Below are 23,465 nucleotides of genomic sequence, written 5' to 3'. Positions count from 1 at the left end.
GCAGGAATCCCGGCCCCTGGCGGCACACCCTGGCAGCCATTGCAGAGACCCCGACCTTTGTGAATCAAACGCGGAATTTAACTCTGGCAATGCCCCTTAGAACCTGCTATACTGGTGAGGATATCACAGCCACAGTTGACTCACAGAAAGGGACAGGCGGTATAATGGAGAAGCGTTTCAATGGCAAATTCTGGACGGCACTGGTAATTTTCAGCCTCATAGGTCAGGTGGCCTGGGTAGTTGAAAATATGTATTTCAACGTATTCATCTACAAGATGTTCCACGCCTCTGCGGCGGACATTTCTCTGATGGTAGGTGCAAGCTCCGTGGCCGCCACAGTCACCACCATATTCATGGGTGCACTGACGGATTATCTTGGCAGACGCAAAGGCTTTATCTGCGGCGGATATCTTGCCTGGGGTATCTCCATCCTGGCCTTTGCCTTCCTGCGCATGGACCTTCTGACTCCTCTGGCCGGAAATGCCCTGCAGGCCGCATCTCTGGGCATCACTCTGGTGATAATCCTGGACTGCGTCATGACTTTTCTGGGTTCCTCTGCCAACGATGCCTCCTTTAACGCCTGGATGACGGACTGGGGCGACAGTTCCAACCGGGGCAAAATAGAAGGCGTCAATTCCATGATGCCTCTCGTTGCCATCCTGGTGGTTTTCGGCGGTTTTTCCGTCTTTGATCTGGACAAGGCGGAAAGCTGGACTGCCATTTATCTCATCGTCGGTATCGCCGTCACGCTCATCGGCGTGTCCGGATTTTTTCTTATTGATGAAAAGAACCTGCTTCTGCCGGAAGACAAAGCCGGCTTCCGCGAAAATCTTTTCTACAGCTTTCGCCCTTCTGTAGTGCGTGAAAATCCTCTTCTCTACGCCATTATAGGCGCTTTTGCGGTCTTTGGCGTCTCCATCAATATTTTCATGCCCTATTTGATTTTATATTATGAAAAGACACTGGGGATGACCGATTATGTCCTGATAATGGCCCCCGCCATTGTAATGGCCGCCGTTATCACCGCATTTTACGGCAGACTTTTCGACCTTCTGGGGTTCAAATCCTCCGTAATTCCCGCCGTCTGTCTGCTTATGGCCGGTTACATCCTTCTTTACACGGGCAGGAGCACAGCTGTTGTCTTTATCGGTTCCCTCCTCATGATGACCGGATACCTGACGGGAATGGCCGTTTTTGGCGCCATGATACGAAGTCATATCCCGGAAGGGAAAGCCGGCCGTTTTCAGGGAATCCGCATCATAGGTCAGGTGTTGGTGCCCGGCATTCTGGGACCGGCAGTCGGTGCGGCAGTTCTGTGCGATGCCGAACAGATTATCAATTCTGACGGCACCGCTTCTTTCCTGCCAAACCGGAATATTTACGCTGCTGCCTTTGCAGTTGCGGCGGGATTGCTGATACTGCTGTGGTTGATTTTCCGGATGATGAGAAACGGCCATCATCTCCTGCTCAGTCAGTCCGGCAGGGAATTGCTTACCAGCATCGGGCTTCTGCCAAAGTGTCAGGAAACTGAACCGCAAAATACAGACCGCAGGAATATCAATGCCGAAAGCAGCACACAGACAGAAGAAATCTGGGCCGGTTATCCCCGTCCCCGGATGCGCCGGACCAGTTTCCGCAGCCTGAACGGAAAATGGACTCTGAACGGAAAGGAAATCCTGATTCCCTTTCCGCCCCAGTCTCTGCTGTCCGGTTATCAGGGGCCAATCGGAAGACATCTGGAATATGTCAGAAAATTTATCCTGCCTCCCGCAGAAAAGGGCAGACGGCTTATCCTTCACTTCGGCGCGGTAGACCAAATTGCGGAGGTATACCTGAACGGTCTTTATCTGGGAAAGCATGAGGGTGGTTATCTGCCGTTTTCCTTCGATATTACCAATGCAATGCAGGAAGGTGAGAATCAGCTTCTGGTAAAGGCCACAGATGCCCTTTCTCCCCGCTATCCCTACGGAAAGCAGCGGAAAGCCCGGGGTGGTATGTGGTACACGCCGGTAAGCGGCATCTGGCAGAATGTATGGCTGGAGTATGTGCCGGAAGTATATATCACAGGGCTGGATATCACTGCAGACACAGAGAAAGTACATATCCATGTCAGAAGCAGTGCGGATACTGCTGTTTCTTCTCATGACAATGCAGATATTCCACACATCGGTGAACCGCTCAGGCAATCTGCCTCTGCCACGCTGCAGCAGAAAGCCGGTCCAACCACGGACGCACAGTCGAAAGGCATTACAGGGCAGGAAGCCTTCCCACAGCAGGATCCCCCGCCAAAACCGGGAGGAATCTCCGTCACCGTCAAGCTCCACAACGGCAGCCTCTACAGTGTGCGGACCCAGAACCAGGAGCTGGAAATCAATCTCAGTCAGCTGCAGCTGGCAGACGGCAGCACCTATCAGCCGGTATTGTGGAGCCCCGAGCATCCCTGTCTGTATGACATTACAGTCACCATGGGCGAAGATATCGTGTCCTCCTATTTCGGCCTCCGCACCGTGGAGACCAGAATGCTGAACGGGATACCCCGAATATGTCTGAACGGCGAACCGATTTTCCTGCACGGTGTCCTGGATCAGGGGTATTTCTGCGACGGTATCTATCTCCCGGCCAGGGAAGAAGACTATCAGCAGGATATTCTCCGCATGAAAGAGCTGGGCTTTAATCTTCTGAGAAAGCATATTAAAATTGAACCGGAATGCTTCTATTATTACTGTGATGTCCATGGAATGCTGGTCATGCAGGACATGGTGAACAGCGGCCTCTATTCCTGGATAAAGGACACGGCTCTCCCCACCATCGGCATCTTTCAAAAAGGAAACGGCAGACTGTGGGGAAGGAAAAAGCGCAGAGACTTTTTTGTCCGGCACATGGAAGCGACCATCCGGCATCTGCAAAGTCATCCCAGTGTCATCGCTTACACGCTGTTCAACGAGGGCTGGGGACAGTTTGACGGAGATGCCATATATGACAGGGCCAGGGCTCTGGACCCAACAAGACTGTATGACACAGCTTCCGGCTGGTTCCCTGTCAGCAAAAGTGACTTTGACAGCCAGCACATTTATTTCAGAAAGCTGATGATTCCTGAGAAGCCGGAACGGCCTGTGCTTATCTCGGAATGCGGCGGTTATTCTTATCGCATACCGAATCATTACTATGCGAAATACAATCAGTTCGGTTACGGAGAATGTGCGGACAGTCAGGAACTGACAGCCAGAATCAGAGCGCTGTATGGGGAGATGGTTATGGACAATATCCCAAAGGGTGTCTGCGGCTGCATTTATACCCAGCTCAGCGATGTGGAGGATGAGACTAACGGTCTCTATACCTATGACAGAAAAGTATGCAAGGCAAAGCCTGTGCAGATGAAAGAAATGGGCAGACATCTTGAAGACCGGATGAGGGCGTGTTATGAAAACATCATGGAAAAATGATCCTTTTTACAATCGAATTTTCAGGCTGGTATTGCCCATCGTCATCCAGAACCTGCTGAGCGCCGCCGTCAGTTCCGCGGATGTCATCATGCTGAATTATGTGGGGCAATCCTCCATATCGGCGGTTTCCCTGGCTTCCCAGTATGCCAATGTGCTTTTTATGGTATTTTATGGACTGGGCACCGGAGCCACCATGCTCTGTGCCCAATATTATGGAAAAAAAGACATGCGGGCCATCCAGGTAATCGAGGGCATCGCACTGCGCTTTTCTCTGGGTTTTTCCCTGTTTTTTGCAGGGCTGGCCCTTCTGGCGCCGGAGAACATGATGCACATTTTCACCAATGATTCGGAGCTGATATCCATCGGCGCTTCCTACCTCCGCTTTATGAGTGTCAGTTACCTGTGCTGGGGAATCACGGAAGTCTATCTGGCCGTGCTCAGAAGCATCGGAAAGGTCATGATCAGCACAGCCTTGAACCTGCTGGCCTTTTCCCTGAATATCCTGCTGAATGCAGTCTTCATCTTCGGCCTTTTCGGCGCGCCGAAGCTGGGCGCGCAGGGTGTGGCCATTGCCACATCTCTGTCCAGGCTGGTGGAGCTGGCGGCATGTTTTGCGGTTTCTTTCCGCAGCAGAGAAATCAAGCTGGATTTGCGCGCTCTCTTTATCAGGAACAGGATCCTGTTCTCCGATTTTGTCCGGCTCTCGCTTCCGGCGCTGGGCAACGACATTGCCTGGAGTGTGGCCTTTTCCGTCTACTCTGTCATCATCGGACATCTGGGAACAGATGCGGTGGCGGCAAATTCTTTTGTGATTGTAGTGAGAAATTTCGGCACGATACTGTGCTTTGGAATGGCCAGTGCCGGCGGTATCCTTCTGGGAAATGTAATCGGAGAGAACAAACTGGAAGAAGCCCGCACGGATGCGGGAAAGCTGATGAAGCTCACGGTGATTACCGGAGCCATAGGCGGAATCATCGTTCTCTGCGCCACTCCCCTGGTGCTGCGCTATGCCCATCTGACGGACCAGGCCATGCATTATCTCAAGTATATGCTTCTCATCAATACTTATTATGTGATGGGGGCTGCCGTAAATACCACCCTGATTGCAGGCGTCTTCCGCGCAGGGGGAGACAGCCGTTTCGGCTTTGTCTGTGACATTATAGATATGTGGTGCTACGCCGTCCCTCTGGGGCTTTTGGCAGCTTTCGTGCTGAAGCTTCCCGTCATGTGGGTGTATTTTCTCCTGTGCACCGATGAGTTTGCCAAGTGGCCCTGGGTAATCAGGCATTACCGCAGCGGCAGATGGCTGAGCAACATTACCAGGGAGAATCTGTTTGAACCGGCTGATAAGTGAACCATCCTCTCATACCAGGAACAAAATCAGAGCCGGTATCCCATATAACACATGAATGCAGAATAAGAACCAGGCGGCGGCCAGCAGGATCTTCTTCCCCCTGGTATCTGCCTGAGTCCGCTCCAGCACCAGAAGCCGCATCAGGGATGCCGTGAACATGAGAAGAATCCCTGACATCATAGGCCACAGAAAATCTCCGTGGGTCAGTTTCTCCCCGCCTTCTCCCAGCAGAGCTGCCTCCAGGAAGCCCACCAGATACCCTGTAAGTGCCAGCCTGCCCCAGTCGTTTTTCACGAACCAGCGACCGTCAATCAACAGCATAAACAGTGGAAATGCCATACTGCAGGCCACAGACAGCCCCACATTCTGGGTGAACATTCTCCAGACTTCCAGCCACTTTGTCAGCACCAGACCTTCGCCTCCGCCATAGCTTCCTCCCCATATAAAGTAAACCAGAAACTGCATCAGAATATAGAGCAGTGTAGGCACTGCACAAAGTAAGGTTGTCACACACTGTCTGAAATAGGGAGCCGCGCTGCCGTCCTTCCGCACAAGCCTTGTCACCAGCTCTCCCAGCATCACAAGCCCCACGGCAGGAATAAACATTTCCGCAAAGGTGGGCTTTGCCATGGCTGACAGAAACAATGCAATCGTCAGATAAATATAATACCGTTTCAGCCCTCTCTCCACCCGGAAAAAAATGCCCCGATAGTTTTCGTCCTTCTGGCGTCCCCAGATATCACAGACCAGGCAGAAGCAGAGCAGTGAAAATCCACGCATACACATATAAGTAGGATTGTACAGCGGGTTCATGGAGAATTTTGCATTTTCATCCAGCCAGTAAAAGTGGAACGCCTGCACCACGCACAGCCCGAAGGCAATCATGGCCGCACGTGCGGAGCTGTCGGTACTTCCTGCCGCTTCTGTCACCCTGCGCACCATCCAGTACGCCGTCAGATAGGCGAACAGGGAAAACAGACAGGTGGTATAGGCCGCCGCACTTTCCAGTGGAATCAGCAGCAGCTTATTGAAAAATAACGTCATCAGATGCCACATACAGTAGGGCACCATCATCCAGCCTTCCACCCAGGTCTCCTTCGTGAACATGGGCAGATAGACATAGGCATGCCCATTATAATCAGAGTAGGTTCCATGTATGTTGCCTGTCACATAAACATAAGTGAAATATGACAGCACAATTCCGAAAACAAGTACGATAAGTAAATCGCTTTTCTCTTTTTTCAATCTTCTGTCCTCCCTGCTATACTACTTGCAAAAGCAGTCAATCTCTACTATAATATCCCTATTCCCAAACTTATAAAGGAGCCTGCCTTTTCAATGAAGAAACAATTATTATATCTGATTCCCGTTTTCGTCCTCATGACAGCTTTTATCCTGCTCCCTTCCCGGACATCCAGTCTGTATCTCCGCATCTATTTTGAAGAAATAGCCGGTGATCACTGCACCTTATACTATTCTACCGATGCCATGGATGTATTCTGCCTGGGGCAGCACCAGACTTCCGAAATTGATTATGACCGGAAAATGGTGGAGTTTAATCTGGATCCCTCCCTGGATGGTCACATTACCGGCCTGCGGCTGGACTTTCCCAATACAGAGCAGCTTTTATGCATCGACAGTGTAACGGTCAGCAGCGGAGGCGTCATTAAGCATCAGTACAGTCCCTGTGATTTCTTTGCAGACGAAAATATTGCTTCCCTCCATAATATTTCCGGTATCAGTTCCGTCCCATCCCGGGCCCGGGTGTATATCGCCACTTCGCCGGAGGAGTCCTATCTCATCTTCTCGGATGCACTGTGCCGGCAGATCACGGATTCCTACAGCCATTATCGTCTGACGAAAGCCGCTTTCTGTGTGTTCCTCCTGGCCTGCTTTCTCCTGGCCCGGAAGAAGATTTTCAGAGCCGAATAGCCGTTCGGCCGTTCCCTGCCATGAATAAAGTCATTATATCATCAGTCCCCTGCAGTGCCAAGATAAAATTCCATGGCGTTTCTCTTTTATCATCAAAGAAATTGTTGCGGTCCGGGGCATGTTGTGCAATAATAAACAGGGAGTACAAGTACATGTTTTAGGAATAGTAAGGAAGCGTCAAAGCTTTTGTATAAGTACAGGTGCACAGACAGTTTCCGACAGTTCCTGAGAGGATTAGTATATGAGCAATAATCAAAACTGGAACAACACCGGCGAGCAGCTCAAAGGCGCGTTGGCGGACGCTCTGCAGAGCGGAGATTTTAAGCATCTGAATCAGCTGGTCTCCCAGACAGTCACCAGTGCTGTGAACGAGGTGGGAAAGCATGTCTCCATCAATACTGACGGCATACAGTGGAAAAGCGGAGCTGCCGCTGAACATCCCTCTGCGTCCCAGCCCCCGCCGCCTGACAATGTTCCTGTCTGGCAGCAGCGGGCGCAGGAAAGGGAACGCCGGAAACAGATAAAGCAGCAGAATATGCAGCAGACACAACTCAGAAAATTTCACGCTCCCCTGATTAAAATCAAAAGAGTGGGAAGTGTATCGAATGTTCTCTACCAGGTGTTCGGCGGAATCGGTCTGGGTATTACCGGGCTGATTACCCTTTTTCGCTTTGTTGCCCTTCTTGTAGGAGAAACTACCTTCGGCGGCTGGATTGTCAATCTGCTTTTCCTGCTGGGCTTCTTCGGCATGGTTCAGTTCGGTATCGGGCAGCGCAGGCGCCTTCGGCGGGCGGAACGCTATCTTCAGCTCTGCGATTACAGGGTATACGGTGAAATTGAAAATCTGGCAAAGGGAACCGGCAAAAGCAGGGATTATGTCATAAAGGATCTCCAGAAAATGCTTGCTCTGGGAATTTTCCCAGAAGGCCATCTGGACCAGCAGAAGACCTGCTTTATGTTAAACGATGTGGTATACAGACAATATCTGGAGGCGGAAAATGGCCGCAGGCTCAGGGAAGAAGAGAGCCGAAAAGCTCTGGAAATGCAAAATGCCGCCCCCAAATCCCCGGCACAGGCTTCGCCCCGGGTGTCCGGCGAACAGGAATCCGAACTGCAGACCATGATATCGGAGGGAATGGGATTTATTCGCAAGCTGCGGGATTTGAACGACAGAATTCCCGGAGAAGTCATTTCCGCCAAGCTTTTCTGTCTGGAAAACCTGTTGAAAGATATCTTCGACAGCGTCAGGGAACATCCGGACCAGATGCATCGAATGCACAAGCTGATGAGTTATTATCTGCCCACCACTCTGAAACTGGTAGAAGCCTATGAAGAATTTGACCGGATAAGCTCGCCGGGAGAAGAAATCCTGAAGGCCAAATCAGAGATTGAAAATACGCTGGATACCATCAATCAGGCATTTCGCGAGCTTCTGAACACGCTGTTCCAGGATGCGGTATTTGATGCCACCACAGACGCCCAGGTATTGAAGACAATGCTGGCCAAGGAAGGACTGACAAGAGAAATGGAGTTCGCTGCTCTGGGCAGAGAGTCCTGATACATCATAAATCAAAATGGAGGAAACCAAATGAGCGATAATTTAGACGAAATGTTGAAGGAAGCACCTTCGCTGACCTTTGAGCCTTTTACGGCAGCCGAACCCTCCGCGCCGGAAATGCCTGCGGTGAAGGAAGCGGAAACGAAAGTGCCGGAAGTAGTTCTGACCCCGGAAGAACAGAAAATGGTGAATGATTTCGCCGCTCAGATTGATATTACCAACACCCAGCTGGTCATGCAGTATGGTGCCGGCAGTCAGAAGAAAATCGCCGATTTTTCCGAAAATGCGCTGAACAATGTGCGCACCAAGGATATGGGGGAAATTGGTCAGATGCTGGCAGGTGTAGTCTCTGAACTGAAGGATTTCAATAACGAGGAAGAGGAAAAGGGCTTCCTGGGATTTTTCAAAAAGAGCAGCAATAAGCTGGAAAATCTGAAAATAAAATATGACAAAGCAGAAGGTAATATCAACCGTATCTGTAAGGTGATGGAAGATCATCAGATTACTCTGCTGAAAGATGCCGCCATGCTGGACAAAATGTATGAGCTGAATCTGAATTATTTCAAGGAATTGTCCATGTACATACTGGCAGGTAAGCAGAAGCTGGAACAGGCCAGAACCGTAGAGCTTCCAAAGCTCCTGGCAAAGGCGGAACAGAGCGGACTTCCGGAAGATACTCAGGCGGCCAATGATTATGCCTCCATGTGTGAGCGTTTTGAGAAGAAAATCTATGATCTGGAGCTGACCAGAACCATCTCCATGCAGATGGCTCCTCAGATTCGACTGATCCAGAGCAACGACACGGCCATGTCGGAGAAAATCCAGTCTACTCTGGTCAATACCATTCCCCTGTGGAAAAGTCAGATGGTGATTGCCATCGGCCTGAACCACTCCACCGAGGCCGCCAGAGCCCAGAAGGAAGTCACGGATATGACCAATGCACTGCTGAAAAAGAATGCGGAGACTCTCAAGGTTGCAACCATTGAAACCGCCAGAGAAAGCGAGCGCGGCATTGTGGATATCGAAACCCTGACCGCTACCAACAAGACACTGATCAGTACCCTGGACGAGGTTATGAAGATTCAGGAAGACGGGCGTGCCAGGAGAAAGAGTGCGGAACAGGAACTGCTCCGCATCGAAGATGAGATGCGCCAGAAACTGCTGACCGTAAGCCGTAATTCCGGCAAGATGTAAGAATACAGAGAGGTTATGACCTGTTTGCGTCATAACCTCTTCAAATTTAAGCTTATCCCATTCTTATGGCCAGTACCGCCATGTCCTCTCTGCCCGGCAGGTCAATTTGTACACTGCCGCATGCATTTTCCATCACAGTCTGCCTGGTCATTTCCCATGTATCGATTATTTCAACGCGATACCTTCCCTCCTCAGGCAGATTCATCCTTGTCACTGCAGCGCACTGCCTCTCCAGGAATTTCAGATAAGCTTCCTGTCCGCAGTGTCCAAACGCCACCCGCTCTTTTGTGAGAAAAGCTTTCACCTGCTTTTCAGGCATATTCAGCATGGCCGTCAGGAAGAAGCTCTTCCGGAATTCCTCCGAAGCCCCCTTTTCCTTCATGGCCAGCAGCTGTCCCTCGGTGTAGCCGCCGCTTCCCTCGCCCATAAATTCCAACGGCCCCGGCAGAGAGTCCACAATCTCCTTCAGGAAAGCGATTCTGACAGGACTTTCTCCCTTCAGCACACCTCCCCTGGCCCACCACAGTACTTCGTCTTCACTGTAAAAGGTTTCCCCGTGGGTACAGTATCCGCCGCAGCACACCGCTGTCCAGAAGCGCCGTACCAGCTCCCTTCCGGAAATATTGCCCCAGCCGTGAATGATATTTCCCTCATAGCGGCATTCGTCAAAAACCACCGGCTTGCCGTACCTCTCCCACAGTTCCGGCACTTCATTCACATTGACATCCTGAATACAGCAATGGGTTATTTCCTTCTGCGTGAAATCCCAGTAAGCCATACAATTGTGATTGCTCAGACAATGTCCGTACGGATCATGCTCCGCGACAAATCCGGCGAATTCCTCCCAGTTCTCCCATTTGTAATTGGGCATCAGATCATACTCATTGGCCAGTGACCACCACAGATTAGGCATGGCTGAGAGTCTCCTCAGGAGATAGTCCAGGTATACAAAGCTGTCTTCCATTGAAAACCGGGAAAAACCCCACCTGTCATAGGGATGGAACAAAATCAGATCTCCCTGAATTCCCATGGCATCCATTTCCCTGATACGCGCTTCCAGCGCCTCCCAATAAGCAGCCACCGGTTTATGTACATCCCATTTGCCGTCCGTTTTCTCAAAAGGATAAGATTCCGGTTCATTGTGGTTGAAATCATAGTGCTTCGGGAACACGCAGAATCGAACCTTATTGAACGGCGCTTTCCGCAGCGTCTCCATAGTAGTATCTGTCAATGCCCTCTCCTGATGCACCAGCGCATATACCGTGGTGCCGAAAGGCCGGTACCAGGTACCGTCGTCATATTTAAAATGTCTGCCTGACGCACGGACCATTCCGTGAGAAACCGCCGGTTCGCAGAATTCCTCTCCCGCTCCGCTCACTGTGCCCCATACCTTCCAGCTACAGCCGCCTGCCGCGGAAGGATAAAAGCGAACCTTATAGACGCCACCCCCGGCATAAAAGCCCCGCACTCTCTTCGTCTCTCCCGCAAGGGTAAATTCTGCCTGCAAATCCACCAGTGCTCTGGAACCCTCCGGTTCCGATCCCGTAAATGTCAGTTCAAAGGTTTCATATTGCCTCATGTTCTGCCTCCCTGTTCGTTATGATATCATCATATCATCTCTGCTTTTTAAATTCAACCGGCGCTTGAAACCCCAGGCATTCCCACCAGCAGATTGTCTGTCAGGCTGTGCGGTGTCAGCTGGGAACCTCCGCTGACTGCCGCGACAGGCGAAACCCTATAAGCAAAAAGCTTTTTAACATGGCGCTGATTTCCATATCATCTTCCACCAATAAGATTTTCATGGCACGCTACCTCCAACATAGGAAAAGAAAACCTACGGCTTCTGCAGCCAGCAAGCCCAACAGCACAGGCAGCAGCACCGGACAGGCTGAGACTGCCCCTGCTAGCAGGAGCATTACCACCGGAACCACATATTTCCGCGGATGGTGCCACAGGTCGCTTTCAATCTTCCAGCCCCGGATGGGATAAAGCCATTCCAGCAGCACAGACAGCACCGCGCTCTGCAGGGCAAAGAAGACAGCCCCCGCAATCATCAGGACGGTGACACCGCCGATTTGTATCTGCCAGCTGCAGAGGAATATCGCATCCGCAGCCATATTACAGAGAAAGATAAACAGGCAGTATGGAATGCAAAAGCGCCGGCTTTGCCCGGGCAGGAAACGGACTGTCTGCTCCAGATCAGGGTCACAGGACAGCAGGATACAGATAGGCGTATTTAAGGATAGAATCGCAAACCCAACCGGAATCACGGACAGACCGGCCATTTCTCTTAAGAAACAGGGCAGTGCAAGGGCTACGCACCACATCACAGCGGTATTGAGCAGATAATTCTTATGGCAGCTCAGATACCGGAAAAAATACCGCCAAAGCGCTGCCCTCTTCCGCTGCCGAACCACATGGCTTTTCCTGCTCTCCCACTGATAGAAGGCATATCCGTCAACCCTCCATAAAATCAGAATGGCAAACAGACTGTTCACAAGCAGCAACAGGCCAACCAGGAGCTCATTTCCAAATGCTATAGAATCCACGCTTTGCGAGTCTACTACACCAGAATTCAGAGGCAGAATTCCGGTGTCATATATTGTCATGAATAAAATTGCGGCCACAATGCCGGCAGCCCACAGCCCGCCCACATACCAGTATTTTCTCACAGAATAAACCGCGGCAGCCATAAGGACCCCATGGATCATGCAGAGGATCATTCCCGCCAGTTCCACCGGCTTCCAGGCAGAAACGGCCAGCAGAACCGCGAAAAGCAGCCCAGTCTTTGTAAGAACCGTATAGGCGCCCAGCACCCCCACATAGGAGAAAACAAACTCCCGGCGTCGATGGGGCAGCATCAGCATAGCCCTAAGCTCCACCTCGTTATCTTTGGAAGAAAGGGCCTGCCACATCACACCCGCGGTAAAGGCGCTGATCATCAGGATTCGGACAAAAGATGCAATCTGCACCTGAAAGCCGGCAATGTACAGTCCCCAAAATACGATTCCCTCCATGAAAAGAGTCCGGGGCAGCCGCTCATAGTTTGCCCCAAACAGCTTTTTGGCAAAGGCTCTACCTGTCATTTTCATCATGCAGAGCCTCCCGGATATCTTCGGCATTAATCTGCCCGCGTTCAAAGGTCTGCCGGATTCTGCCGTCCTCCAGGACAAATACCCGGTCAGAAGTCAGCGTGATGCTCTCCAGGATGTGGGAGGAAAACAGCACGGTTCCATGCTCCTTATATCCGGAAATCTGCTCATACAGGTATTCCGTACTCTGGAAGTCCAGCCCGTTCACCGGTTCATCCAGAAGGAGCAGCCTGGGTTTCAGGGCAAAGGCCGTGATCAGGAATGCCTTTTTCCGGTTTCCGGTTGACAGCTCCCTTAACAGGGTGTCCGTATATTCTTCAAAATGGAATCCCTGTATCAGCTCCGACACATCAGGAACCTCTTTCCCATAGGCGGCGCATACATAGGCCATGTATTCCCGGAAAGTAAAATACGAAAACGAATTGTCCTCGGCAAACACCGTATAGCGGCAGAGCTTAAAATCCTGCTTCCGGAAATCCACAGGGGAACCGCAAAAGCAGATACCCTCTGAACGGAAGGTGGGGAGCAGACCGGAGAGCACCTTCAGAAATGTGGTCTTCCCGGCCCCGTTCAGCCCGATCAACCCCGCCACTTCATGCTCGGCCAGCGCAAAAGAAAAATCCGAAAGTATCATTTTCTCGTTGCTGTGCCTTACTTTCCCACGCTTTAACGTGCCCGGAATCAGCAGCTGGCGCAATGCCTTTTCTGAGCCAGCATTGTACCATGCGCTTAAGCTTTTCACAGTCAGGAGCGCTTCTCCCATCTTACCTCCCCCCTTTGCCGTCCTTTTCTTTTTTCCATGCCGCATATGCGGAATACAGAAAGGCGCCCGCTAAAACTATGTAAAGCCCCATCATCGGGAAGTCCCCCGATATCCCGCATACAATGGCTGCAGCCAGCCAGATCAGTCCAATAATTCCTCTAATATAAATATGACGCATGCTTTTTACCTCCCTGTCTTCTGAAAGCGATCCTGTAAATATCCGCCTGTTCTCCGTCATACTCAAAGCTGCGCTGATAGACGCCGCCATTCCGGGTGATTGTTTTTACCGAAGGTTCATTCTTCTTTTCCACAGAAAGATACAGTTCGTTCATCCCCGCTTTTTTGGCAACCTCTAATAATTGCCGCAGCATTTCCGTAGCAAAGCCTTTTCTTCTCTCTGACGGACGAACGCTGTAACCGCAATGACCCAGATCCTTCAGGAAGTCGTTCAGCGTATGCCTTAAGTCAACAACCCCGCTACAAGCAGTGGGGTTGTTGACCCTCGCGGCATTCGCCAAATGGATGCTTGCGCATCCGCTTGGCTCATTGCCCGCGGGAATCAATGATTCCCACAATTCTATCCCGATCATCAACGGCAAAGAATGTGTCTGTTATGACCCAATTGGGATTCACCGTTTCCTCTTTCGTGTTTGCGTCTATGGATCTGCACCATTCTATATAATCCTCCGTCTTATCAAATAATTCACTTCCGTTAATGACGAATTCCCCATGATCAAAAAATTCCTTTCTGAATTCGACTGCCTCTTCTTTCCGTTCTTCTGTTGGTCTGACTAATTGAATCATTTTTCACACTCCTTTATCTGTTAAGATTTTATCAAATTTCTTCTCCGACAGGATTTCATGTGTCACAAACTGCCCGTCATAGAAAAGGGAAAATGTCGTAAAGGGCGAAGGGGCATTCTGCGCATCCTCTCTGGTCTGGATATGTACGGATTGGAACGCAGCGTTCCTGGCCTTTGCCATCTCCTCCAGTATAGGTACATACTTCGCCGTAAAGGGACATTGGTTTGTGTAATACAGCACAAATCCTTCCGGCATATCTTCTTGTCTGCCCACGCTGTCCCGGAAACGGGGAAGGGCGGCATCCTCCTCAAAAGGCAAATACATCAGCTCAAAATAAGGCTCCGCTGTATCCGCTGTCTGAAAGCCCTTATGTTCCATATACTTTGGGTCGGAGAGGAATCCCATTTTCTTTTTGGAGGACAGGATCACAAGCCCCTTTTTCCCTTTCGCTTTACTGTCCCTGATACATGCATCCAGCAGAAGGTTCGAGTATCCATGCCCCTTGAACTGCCCGGATACCCACAGGCAGTCAATGTACATATAGCCCTCCGCCTCCACGGGCACCCATGCGTATTCTGCAGGGATATATTCAATGAAGCATTTTCCACGGACATTGCCTTTTAAGAATACAAGCCCTTCGTCCAGCCTGTCTTTCAGCCAGTTCTTTTTGGACATAACCTGAATGTCTTTGTTATTGGAGATTGCGCAGCAGATGTGCTCCTTTTCCATATTTTCGTGTGTCAGTTTTACAAGTTCCATATTCTATTGTCTCCTTTGATCTGCATTTCAATATAATGTTGACCCGGAAAGGCACCGTGTCAACTTCTGACTCCATGTGCGCCGGAGCGCACACAATGATAGCATGATAAAAGAATCAGCACAATCAGCACCAATGTGACAGCCGCCGCTATGTTAGAACTGACACGCATAACGGGGAACTGCTCATATTTCAATATGTAAGTAACAAAAGCATTTGGCAGGTTCACGAAGAAGGATACAATCAGGTTATTACCAGATAGTTTGTATGCGGTTGCAAATCCGATCCCTACTGCAAACAGCAGAAGAATGTCCTCCCAGGTGCGGAATCCCGGATAGCCCAAATGGTAAAGGGAAAACATTGCCCCGGAAACCAGAATTGCCGATACCCATCCAAATTGCCGGTCAATCCGGCTCTGCACAAATCCCCGGAATAAAAATTCCTCAAAAAACGTGGTCATGATCAGCGGCGCAATTCCCATAGGCAGCAAACGCCATGGAATCTGCTCACCCACAGCCATCTTCGGGATAAGCTGTCCTCCAACGGAAAATACCACAAAGACCGCCAAAACAACCCATTGCCGTATGCCCGGCTTTTTGAAACCTGCTTCTGCCAATACGCTGCCGGAAGCTGGTACTCCATTTTCCTTATACAAACAGTACAGGGGAATGAAAAGGCTGCATACCAACCCATACAGAAGATTGTAAAAAACAAAATATAGTATGGGCGTTGGATTGAGATTCGCTGCCGTAATGCAGATAATCAGCATGATTTCTATGCCGGCTGAAATCAGGAGCGTTTTTCCTTTTCCGCTGTTTGCCGCTTCCTTCATCCTAACCACCCCTGATAAAACGCGACCGCTCCCAAACCAGCGCCTACCGCCATGGCCGCCAATGTTACAACAATAATGACAGGGTGCTCTTTCATCAGTTTTCCTAATTCCTTTAAATCGTTCATTGAATTTCTCCTCCTTTGTCCCACAACGGGAATTTTCACGCCTTTTCAAAGCATTCCTTCCAGGCTTCTATCTATTTCCTTTTCTGTTCTTGTAATAATATCTTATCGAACATTAGTAGTTCGATAAGCATGAATCATCAACACAAAAACGAAGGAAATAATCTGTGCAGCCATAATCCGGACAATCTGTAGTTCGTCTGCGCCCTCCCGCGAAACCACATGCAGCATATTGGCAGCAACGGTATTATTAAATAAATGGTCGCCAAGCCCTGCCCATAAATTTCCTGTCATACGGTAAAGAAGTCCCCATTTGATTCCCATAATCCCGGCAAGGATAATATAACCGATCCCCATCAGAAGCATTGCCGCAAACGACATTTCGCCATTCACATAGCTTCTGATGGGCATTACAATGTGCCAGATACCAAATAAAAATGCTGCAATAAAATTCGCCTGCATAAATGGCTTTGTTTCAGAGAGCGTTTTCAGGAACAGACCGCGGAAAACACCCTCCTCCATCCATACATTGACGATATTGAACAGTACGCATAATAGAAAGAAAACGAAGTCTGTATTTTTCATCTGCGAGCCAGTTAAAGAAAAGCTGCTGATATAGATTTCCAAATGTGCGGGATTGCCCTGCAGAATAAAAATCGCCAATTCCAATCCAAAAGAAACGGCAAAGCACACGCTTCCCAATAACAAGCCTTTCAAAATACCGCTTACAAAACTGTTTCTTTGAAATCCAATATCACGCCATGAAAGATTTATCTGTTTCAATGCCAGCGCCAAAAAGATAATTCCAACGACTTTATGGAGCACATTTTCTCCAATAGCTGTTTTATCTGTTTCAATTAAAAAGTATTCCACAAACCTTACAGACAAGCAAAGCATAAAGATTATCATGCATATATTAGTTGGTTTACATTTTATGTTTCTTACCATATATAGCTGCCTCCATCAGCACCAATTTCTTTTTCATATGCGGCTTCCTGTCAACTGGAATTTTTACGGCCGTTATTTTCCCTGAAAACATCTGTAAAAAGTACACCTTGACATTCTGCCCGCAAATCAGCAGAAAAACAGCAGCTATCGAGGGGATGCACACATATAAGTATTTTACGTATAACAATATATTGGGAATGATAATTCCGTTTTGTTCTAGCAATGTAGGTACATAGCATATAAACGATAAAACATATACAGCAGAAACCCATGCTGTGATTTTCAGCTTACTTGTGTAGCCTGCCATCATAATTGCCCTTTACGATACAAAAAATTTTACACAAATCCCGCTTTCTCTTTATATTTCTTCAGAAATTTCTTTGTTGTAATCCTCCGCAAATTCTGTTATGCTCTCAAAATGCTTTGGACGAATTCCCACTTTTTCATATTCTGCAAGATACTTATTCAGAGCCTGATGGAAGACATCCACATTCTCTTCCAGATTTTTGGGGTTAAATTTATCCATAATTTCAAAGCCATCCACTGCGATGCATTCTGCAATCTCATAGAACATCCACTGTAAAGACAATAAATTCATAAAGGAAGAATACACGTCGTCTCTGCCTGCCGCCTCAGCCATTTTGTTTTTCCAGTTAGAATATATTTCCTCATATGTGCCCCGCAGATTTTCTGCGGAAGGGAGTTCCTTTTTCTTCGGAACCTGCAAATACCCCTCTGTCAAAACGAAAACCTCCGTCAGTCTTGCCCGTATCTGCTCCACTGTTTCCGCCTGAATAACGGCAAGAATTGACGTCTCAAGATCAAAAGGAAGTCCAAGCTGTTTCAGCTCATCCAGAGCCCTTTTCGTTCCTTTTCTGAAATACTGGCCGTTATGCAGCATGACCGCATTTTCTATAAGCTCAATGGCCGCTCCTGCGTAGCTTCTGGCTTTTGATAAGGATTGTGCAAGATATACCTCTGCAAGCAGCTTTTTTGCATCACTATATGCATTGTCGGCCTTCTCATACCGTCTATCCGATGCAAGCAGCTCTGCCGCCTTTCTTCTTATCTCATCCAGCCTTTCCAATGCGCTTTTATCCTTGCAATATACGATTTTCGAATCCAACAGCTTAGACAAATGTGCGTGGTCACACTGGGCATCCTTTTCAAGCATATCCCAGCTGGTACAGTAAAGGTCATATCCTATGTCAACATCATCTATAATAAATCCGTCAGCCAGAACCTGTCCCTTTTCGTCATGAATCAGAATCAGCAAATCAAGATCGGATTTTTCGTGCTCATCTCCGGTAGCTACAGAGCCGTACACACCAATCAGGGCCAGAGAATCAGGGCACAAAGCATCCGCCATTTTTATGATAGCTTCTATGATTGTTTCATTCCTATCCTTCATTCCATATCCTCCCGATACACATCCCGATTATCTCTTACAGAAACTTTTTTAAAAGTTAGAATCCGTTTTGTATTATGTTCCTGTCTAAATGACATGGAAACCATCAACCTAAAAACACGGCTATGATCATGAGGCTTCCTACCACAATGGCGGCTATGCCAAAAGGATAGCTTCTCTTGTTTCCTTTTTTTCCATCGACAATCCAAAGCAGACCGCGTAGTATAAGAAGTAATCCTGCAAAAATCGGAATCCATTTATTGACAGCCTCTGTCATTCCTTTTTCCCTTTCCCTTTCTTTTTCTGAAAAACAGAAACGACAGTATTGATGATACATAACAGCACAAAAAGGCTTGTAAAGTTGGTCCAGATATCCCTGTATGCTGTTTTAGCCTATCCCATTCCTGTCTCTTTCCTATAAATTTTAATTTTAGCATTCCCAAAACACCGGGGCAACCTTTTTGCCGCAGACGGTTTTCTAAATGACGTGAAATGTCCGGGCATTCTGAAAACCGCCGCAAAATGGCCAAATTTCTATCACACCCGGATCGTGAGGGCAAGCGTAAATTCTGTTCAATTCCATGCATGCCTGCAATAAGAGCGTACAGCCAGGAATGCAAACAGGGGAATCTGCAATAGAATCCGCCTTGGCAGGTCTTCCAGCGTCAAGAAGAAAGGCGCTCCTGCCCTGGCACATTTATTGTACCAGAAGCAAAAGCGCCTTTTCCTTGTTTGTTCCCACTTGATTATTTTGCATTTTCTATACAGATGCAGAAAAACTTGCACCAGGTTCGGAGCCTGCCGCTTCTCCTGATATAGTATAGATTACAGGCTCCTTTTTAATATCATCCGCTGTCTCCTCTGTAGATATGCTGCCGTTCGTGCCAGCCTGAGCCAGATCAGACTTCCCGTCTAATGCGGCCTTCCCGCTTTCGCTGATGCTGACGGTATCCGTATCCTCATTCCGGCTTTCCGCTATCCTCTTTTCCAATTCCTCTCGTTGTTCCCTGCGTTTTTGAATCGCATTTTCCTGCTCTGTTTTCGCTTTTTCTCTTGCCTCCTTTGCATCCTCCTTCATTCCTTTTTTGGTTGTCTTCCGGTAGTCCTCTGCCTCATCTGCAAAGTCACTGGCATACCCCATTGCCCGCTCCATGACAGCCGTATCTCCTCTACGCTCTGCTTCCTTATAGACACGCATCGGTGTATTCATCAGTTTCATACTCATGCTTGCCCCTGCAAGGCCTTCCATTGTTTTCGTATGCATACACATCTCTCCTTATTTTAGTTCCGCACACTGTTTTATACGCAAAACTGCCACAATCCTTTTTAAGAAATTGAAAACACGGAAAAACTGAATCTCTTTTATTCTGATACAGAAGCATGCTGACGCCTGTAGGTATCATTGTCCTTTTGGCTTAACTCGTTTTCTACCTGGGCCAGCTTTTTCTCCAGCTCCCGGATTTTCTTCTCATCTCCGGAAGCTGACTGAATCTGCTGTTCCAGTTGTCGCTTTTTCTCTTTCAGCTTTTTGATTTCCCGGTCAACCTTATCCGTATTTGCCACACATTTCTCCTCCGGCTCTCCCTGGCTGTTCCCGCTTACCTTCGGATCCTTTCCATTTTTGCCTTCCCTGGAACGGTCTTCCTTTGCCTTCAGGGCTTCTCTTCCCTCTGCATGGACAGCTTTTTCCTGTGCTGTTTTCGGATCATCAAAATAAATTCTCCGGTTGCCGTTCCCGTCCTGCTCTACCCGGTACAGTCCCGTAGGTTTTTTCCCCGATTTTTCGCTGCTGATGTATTCATCCTGTGGTTGGGACAGCTTGCCGGAGCTTTTCCCCTCTGCGGCCTTCTCTGCTTCCTTTGTTTGTTCTGCCCTCTCTGTGGCCTGTTTTTCCTTCACCCTTTCCGCGTAGTCGGTTCCGGAATGGTCATAGTTTCCATTCACCTGCATTACCATAATCATGTTCCTCCTTCGATTTGCTACTGTCAAGCGCCTTGCAGCCAGCTTTCATTTCCTTTTTCGACTGGAGGAAGAGACATGTTAATCCATTTGCCGCAGGATGTCTTCTGGATGCTGTGAAAGGATCAGCAGCACATGGAGGACAAATTCATTCCCCTGGGTCTCTATGCTCATGGCGCCGCCATATTTTTCAGCCACCTTATGGATATTGGACAGGCCTGTCCCTTTTTTGAGCGTGCCTTTCCCATGAAAGCTGTTCCGGATTTCCATCATCAGGAAATCCCCCTGGATACGCCCGGATACATGGATATATTTCTCCATCCCGGCATCCAGGCTTTTTACTGCCTGGATAGCATTGTCCAGGGCATTTGACAGCACAATGCAGATATCAATGTCCTTAATGTCGCAGGGATAGGGCAGAAGAAGGGAACAGTCCGCCTCTATCCCCATGCTTTTGGCTATCCCCAGCTTGTTCCCCACCAGAATATCCACCACCGGGTTATTGGTGCTGCAGGGAAATGACATTTTTTCCGCCATATCGTCCAGATCCTCCATATAGGTTACGGCTTCCTCCAGTTTCTCACTCTGCAGGAGCCTTTTTACCACTGCGATATGGTTCCTGATATCATGGCGGAAGGATTTCGTCCGGTCGTAACGGGCCTTCGCCTCCTCCACATACTGGTTCAGGGAATGCTCCTCCTGCTCCAGCAGTGATATTTCCTTACTGAGGCGGAAATTCTGCTGTAGTTTCTTATAAGAGAACAAGATGCAAAAAAGGCTTAAAAGTCCCAGAAGATGCAGGACAAGCAGCTGCCAATGGCTGAACAGATACTTGAAAGTTCCATCCTCTTCTAAGACCATATACTGAAATTCAAATGCAATCATGTTAATGTACTGGCCCATAATAGATATCATCAGAATCGGGATGAAGACCAGAAACATCTGCTGCATCTGGGCTGCGGCATAAAAGGAACGCGCCCCATCCCCCGGATAAAAAACATCCCTGGAAAAATAGCGATACACCATAGAATAACAAAACCCGGTCAGCAAAAGGGACGCGGCCTCACTGATCAACATGGCTGCGATACCCGCCGTATGATAGTAGAAATCCGGCATCCATGCATGCAAAAGACCTATCAGGGATTGCACGATTCCATAGCAGAGCAGCAGGATTTCCGTGGTCAGAGCCGCATACAGAAGGGAAGACTTGGCATCCACATGGCAGACCAGAATCCCGCCTGTGGTGAAAAGAAATACAAGCACCGCGAAGCCCGTCATCGTGCCCATTGATACAAATTCAGTGGCAAGCACCGCACATACTCCAAACAGGAAATAAACCGGAGGCCATACTTTCTTTTTCAGGATTTTAGCCAGAAAAAAGAACTGGAAAGACATATCGATAACGCCCATGATGTAGATATTGAAAAAATCTAAATACGCTTCCAAGTTGCCCGCCCCCCTATATGCAAAATTCTCAGATATTTTTCATATACTGCAGAACAACGCCGGAGAACTCCCTGCTCCGCAGCCGTGATACGGGAATCTCCTTGCCATTATCCATACAGGCAGTCCCGTTTTTATAGCCTTTTAAATGCTTCAGATTGATAAGATAGCTCCTGTGGCACCGGTAAAAACGGTTGTCCAGCTTTGTCTCCAGATTCTCAATCCGCTCATAATAGTCAACAACCTCGCCGGAAGTCAGGTTCAGATATATTTTCCTGTCTATGATCTCACAGAAGACGATCTCATCCTCCCGGATGATGCGCCCCTCATATCCCTTTTGCACCAGCAGGATGTCTTCGCTGGCATTCTGCATGGAAGCGTAAAGGCGCTCCATGGTCTTCTCAAACTGTTTTTTATCCACCGGCTTGACCAGATAATCGTAGGCCTGTACCTCAAAAGACTGGAACACCATCTCTTTCAGCACCGTAATAAAAACTAAAAAGCCCCGGAACTGATCCGCCCTCAGTTTCCTTGCCGTTTCCATACCGTCCATGTCCTTCATCTGAATATCCAGAAACAGGATATCGATCTGCCCAGTATAGCTCAGCAGCTCTTCGCCGCCGGAAAACATACGGAGGCTGATCTCCCGGTTCTTTTTACGAAAGAAATCAGAAACAAGAGACCTTATATGATCAGACATATGTTTTTCATCATCACAGATTGCAATACGAATCAATGCGTTACCTCCTCATCATCATGGTATCAAATACTTTATTATATCCTGTTGGAAATGCCAAAACAACTTGATTGCCGTGAAATGTTTGTCTGTTGCCGTGAAATGCTGAATAAAAAATCTATCAATCCCTCCATCGGAATCACACAGGGCTGCATTTTACCCAGGGCAGAATTCAGTCCGCAGCCCTGATCCGCTCCACAAGGGAAAGCCTTCCGGTATAACGGACCGCACAGACCGAGAATACCGCCTGTACCAGAAGCAGAGCAGCTGCAAACAAAAGAACCTGGAACACCGGGAAATGGTACGTGAGTTTCCCAAACAAACCAATCTGGTCAAATACCCTGCACACAACCAAACTGCACACAGTTCCCAGTGTCAGGGTCACAAGCAGCGTGATCCCCACATAGTACAGACACTCGAAGGACAGCATCCGGGACAGCTGACGGCCGCTCATGCCAACGGACTGGAACACGCCGAATTCCTGCCGGCGGGTAAGAAGATTGGTAATCAGCGTGTTGGCAAGATTGATCAGGGCAAACACAAAGATAAAAACCAGGATACTGTAGAGCCGGGTCAGCTCCCCGCGCATGCCGGTCTGAAGCTCAGCCGTCAGATCATAAAGGCTGGAGATTCCCACCCGTTCATCGGGCACAGCGCCGAATACTGCCCGCCGCAGCTGTTCACTGTCCTGCTCTGTGTGGAGATTGACACAGCCTGTAAAATCCGGTATTTCCGGATAAAGGACGGACAGTTCTTCCTCCGGCAGAATAAAGAAATGAGCCGTGTTGCAGATCGGAACATTCTCCACAATACCCATCACGGTATAAGTCTTCCCCTGTCCGTTGTAACAGGAAACGGTAACAGTATCCCCCAGCTGATAGTCTGTCCTGTAAATCTCTTTCAGCGCTCCGCCTGACGGGCAGACCAGAATGCCGCATTGCTCCACCAGCTGCCGGTAATCTGCAGTTCCCTCAAGAACCGCTCCATCGGCATACATCTTCGCCATATCCTCCCGGTCAATTCCCCTGACGATAAAGGGCTCATGCTCACGGTTGCCCGGGATTTCGCTGATGGCAGGAATTTCCACACAGGCCATGCTGTATGCCGTGACGTAATCCAC

24 protein-coding genes and 1 pseudogene are annotated in these 23,465 nt (G+C 48.8%); 5 read left to right on the top strand and 20 right to left on the bottom strand.

Annotated elements, in window-relative coordinates; genetic code table 11:
• Positions 1–164 precede the first annotated feature (164 nt).
• Positions 165–3,443, top strand: a complete 3,279-nt coding sequence (locus NSB25_RS13210; RefSeq protein ID WP_172455122.1) for an MFS transporter — start codon at positions 165–167, stop codon at positions 3,441–3,443.
• Positions 3,421–4,797 (top strand): MATE family efflux transporter, encoded by a 1,377-nt coding sequence (locus tag NSB25_RS13205; RefSeq protein ID WP_103240075.1) that lies wholly within the window; start codon positions 3,421–3,423, stop codon positions 4,795–4,797. Before NSB25_RS13210 ends, NSB25_RS13205 begins: the two co-directional genes overlap by 23 nt.
• 9 nt (positions 4,798–4,806) lie before the next feature.
• Here NSB25_RS13205 and NSB25_RS13200 read toward each other — a convergent pair whose 3' ends face one another.
• Positions 4,807–6,042, bottom strand: coding sequence for a hypothetical protein (locus NSB25_RS13200; RefSeq protein ID WP_103240076.1), 1,236 nt, complete (start codon positions 6,040–6,042; stop codon positions 4,807–4,809).
• A 93-nt stretch (positions 6,043–6,135) separates the two neighbouring features.
• On the opposite strand from NSB25_RS13200, the gene NSB25_RS13195 reads away from it, so the two are divergent.
• From NSB25_RS13195 to NSB25_RS13185, 3 genes are all read left to right on the top strand, one after another.
• Positions 6,136–6,729, top strand: a complete 594-nt coding sequence (locus NSB25_RS13195) for a hypothetical protein (RefSeq protein ID WP_103240077.1) — start codon at positions 6,136–6,138, stop codon at positions 6,727–6,729.
• A gap of 241 nt (positions 6,730–6,970) precedes the next feature.
• The gene (locus tag NSB25_RS13190; protein WP_103240078.1) at positions 6,971–8,287 is read left to right on the top strand and encodes a 5-bromo-4-chloroindolyl phosphate hydrolysis family protein; all 1,317 of its coding nucleotides are present in this window, start codon (positions 6,971–6,973) and stop codon (positions 8,285–8,287) included.
• 30 nt (positions 8,288–8,317) lie between these two features.
• A complete protein-coding gene (locus tag NSB25_RS13185; protein ID WP_103240079.1) occupies positions 8,318–9,481 on the top strand; it encodes a toxic anion resistance protein in 1,164 nt (387 codons plus the stop codon).
• Between the two features lie 52 nt (positions 9,482–9,533).
• Here NSB25_RS13185 and NSB25_RS13180 read toward each other — a convergent pair whose 3' ends face one another.
• The 19 genes and pseudogenes from NSB25_RS13180 to NSB25_RS13095 all read right to left on the bottom strand — a co-directional run bounded on the left by NSB25_RS13180 (position 9,534) and on the right by NSB25_RS13095 (position 23,465).
• Entirely contained in the window at positions 9,534–11,060 is a 1,527-nt protein-coding gene (locus tag NSB25_RS13180; RefSeq protein ID WP_103240080.1) for a DUF5605 domain-containing protein, read from the bottom strand.
• Positions 11,061–11,289: 229 nt separating this feature from the next.
• Positions 11,290–12,576: a hypothetical protein gene (locus NSB25_RS13175; protein WP_103240081.1), complete on the bottom strand. Its 1,287-nt coding sequence runs from the start codon at positions 12,574–12,576 to the stop codon at positions 11,290–11,292.
• On the bottom strand, positions 12,557–13,336 hold the full coding sequence (locus NSB25_RS13170) for an ATP-binding cassette domain-containing protein (protein WP_103240082.1): 780 nt from the start codon (positions 13,334–13,336) through the stop codon (positions 12,557–12,559). The genes NSB25_RS13175 and NSB25_RS13170 overlap by 20 nt, the downstream gene beginning before the upstream one ends.
• Before the next feature lies 1 nt (position 13,337).
• Positions 13,338–13,514: a hypothetical protein gene (locus tag NSB25_RS13165; protein WP_172455123.1), complete on the bottom strand. Its 177-nt coding sequence runs from the start codon at positions 13,512–13,514 to the stop codon at positions 13,338–13,340.
• Complete coding sequence (locus NSB25_RS13160; protein ID WP_242982430.1) at positions 13,495–13,854, bottom strand: GNAT family N-acetyltransferase; 360 nt, start codon at positions 13,852–13,854, stop codon at positions 13,495–13,497. The genes NSB25_RS13165 and NSB25_RS13160 overlap by 20 nt, the downstream gene beginning before the upstream one ends.
• 25 nt (positions 13,855–13,879) lie before the next feature.
• The gene (locus NSB25_RS13155; RefSeq protein ID WP_242982431.1) at positions 13,880–14,140 is read right to left on the bottom strand and encodes a hypothetical protein; all 261 of its coding nucleotides are present in this window, start codon (positions 14,138–14,140) and stop codon (positions 13,880–13,882) included.
• 3 nt (positions 14,141–14,143) lie between these two features.
• Entirely contained in the window at positions 14,144–14,899 is a 756-nt protein-coding gene (locus tag NSB25_RS13150) for an N-acetyltransferase (protein WP_103240083.1), read from the bottom strand.
• A gap of 59 nt (positions 14,900–14,958) precedes the next feature.
• Positions 14,959–15,729: a CPBP family intramembrane glutamic endopeptidase gene (locus NSB25_RS13145; protein WP_103240084.1), complete on the bottom strand. Its 771-nt coding sequence runs from the start codon at positions 15,727–15,729 to the stop codon at positions 14,959–14,961.
• Positions 15,726–15,854, bottom strand: coding sequence for a hypothetical protein (locus tag NSB25_RS13140; protein ID WP_257479260.1), 129 nt, complete (start codon positions 15,852–15,854; stop codon positions 15,726–15,728). Before NSB25_RS13140 ends, NSB25_RS13145 begins: the two co-directional genes overlap by 4 nt.
• A gap of 102 nt (positions 15,855–15,956) precedes the next feature.
• Entirely contained in the window at positions 15,957–16,799 is an 843-nt protein-coding gene (locus NSB25_RS13135; RefSeq protein ID WP_103240085.1) for a CPBP family intramembrane glutamic endopeptidase, read from the bottom strand.
• On the bottom strand, positions 16,777–17,109 hold the full coding sequence (locus NSB25_RS13130; protein WP_242982432.1) for a hypothetical protein: 333 nt from the start codon (positions 17,107–17,109) through the stop codon (positions 16,777–16,779). Before NSB25_RS13130 ends, NSB25_RS13135 begins: the two co-directional genes overlap by 23 nt.
• Before the next feature lie 48 nt (positions 17,110–17,157).
• Positions 17,158–18,210 carry a nucleotidyltransferase domain-containing protein gene (locus NSB25_RS13125; RefSeq protein ID WP_103240086.1) on the bottom strand — a complete coding sequence of 351 codons (1,053 nt, stop codon included), beginning with the start codon at positions 18,208–18,210 and terminating at the stop codon, positions 17,158–17,160.
• A 103-nt stretch (positions 18,211–18,313) separates the two neighbouring features.
• Complete coding sequence (locus NSB25_RS13120) at positions 18,314–18,484, bottom strand: hypothetical protein (protein WP_172455124.1); 171 nt, start codon at positions 18,482–18,484, stop codon at positions 18,314–18,316.
• A pseudogene (locus NSB25_RS29220) lies at positions 18,481–18,588 on the bottom strand (DUF6608 family protein); the annotation flags it as partial. The pseudogene NSB25_RS29220 and the gene NSB25_RS13120, both read right to left, overlap by 4 nt.
• A 379-nt stretch (positions 18,589–18,967) precedes the next feature.
• The gene (locus NSB25_RS13115; protein ID WP_103240087.1) at positions 18,968–19,471 is read right to left on the bottom strand and encodes a hypothetical protein; all 504 of its coding nucleotides are present in this window, start codon (positions 19,469–19,471) and stop codon (positions 18,968–18,970) included.
• Positions 19,472–19,569: 98 nt separating this feature from the next.
• A complete protein-coding gene (locus NSB25_RS13110; RefSeq protein WP_103240161.1) occupies positions 19,570–20,163 on the bottom strand; it encodes a hypothetical protein in 594 nt (197 codons plus the stop codon).
• 84 nt (positions 20,164–20,247) lie between these two features.
• Positions 20,248–21,612 (bottom strand): sensor histidine kinase, encoded by a 1,365-nt coding sequence (locus NSB25_RS13105; protein ID WP_103240088.1) that lies wholly within the window; start codon positions 21,610–21,612, stop codon positions 20,248–20,250.
• Positions 21,613–21,640: 28 nt separating this feature from the next.
• Positions 21,641–22,345 (bottom strand): LytR/AlgR family response regulator transcription factor, encoded by a 705-nt coding sequence (locus NSB25_RS13100; RefSeq protein ID WP_103240089.1) that lies wholly within the window; start codon positions 22,343–22,345, stop codon positions 21,641–21,643.
• A gap of 172 nt (positions 22,346–22,517) precedes the next feature.
• Positions 22,518–23,465, bottom strand: a complete 948-nt coding sequence (locus NSB25_RS13095; protein WP_242982445.1) for an ABC transporter permease — start codon at positions 23,463–23,465, stop codon at positions 22,518–22,520.

The sequence above is a fragment of the Acetatifactor muris genome, from assembly GCF_024623325.1.
Classification (GTDB): domain Bacteria; phylum Bacillota; class Clostridia; order Lachnospirales; family Lachnospiraceae; genus Acetatifactor; species Acetatifactor muris.
Note: the sequence above shows the minus strand (reverse complement) of the source record. Positions and strands in the feature narration are given on the sequence as shown.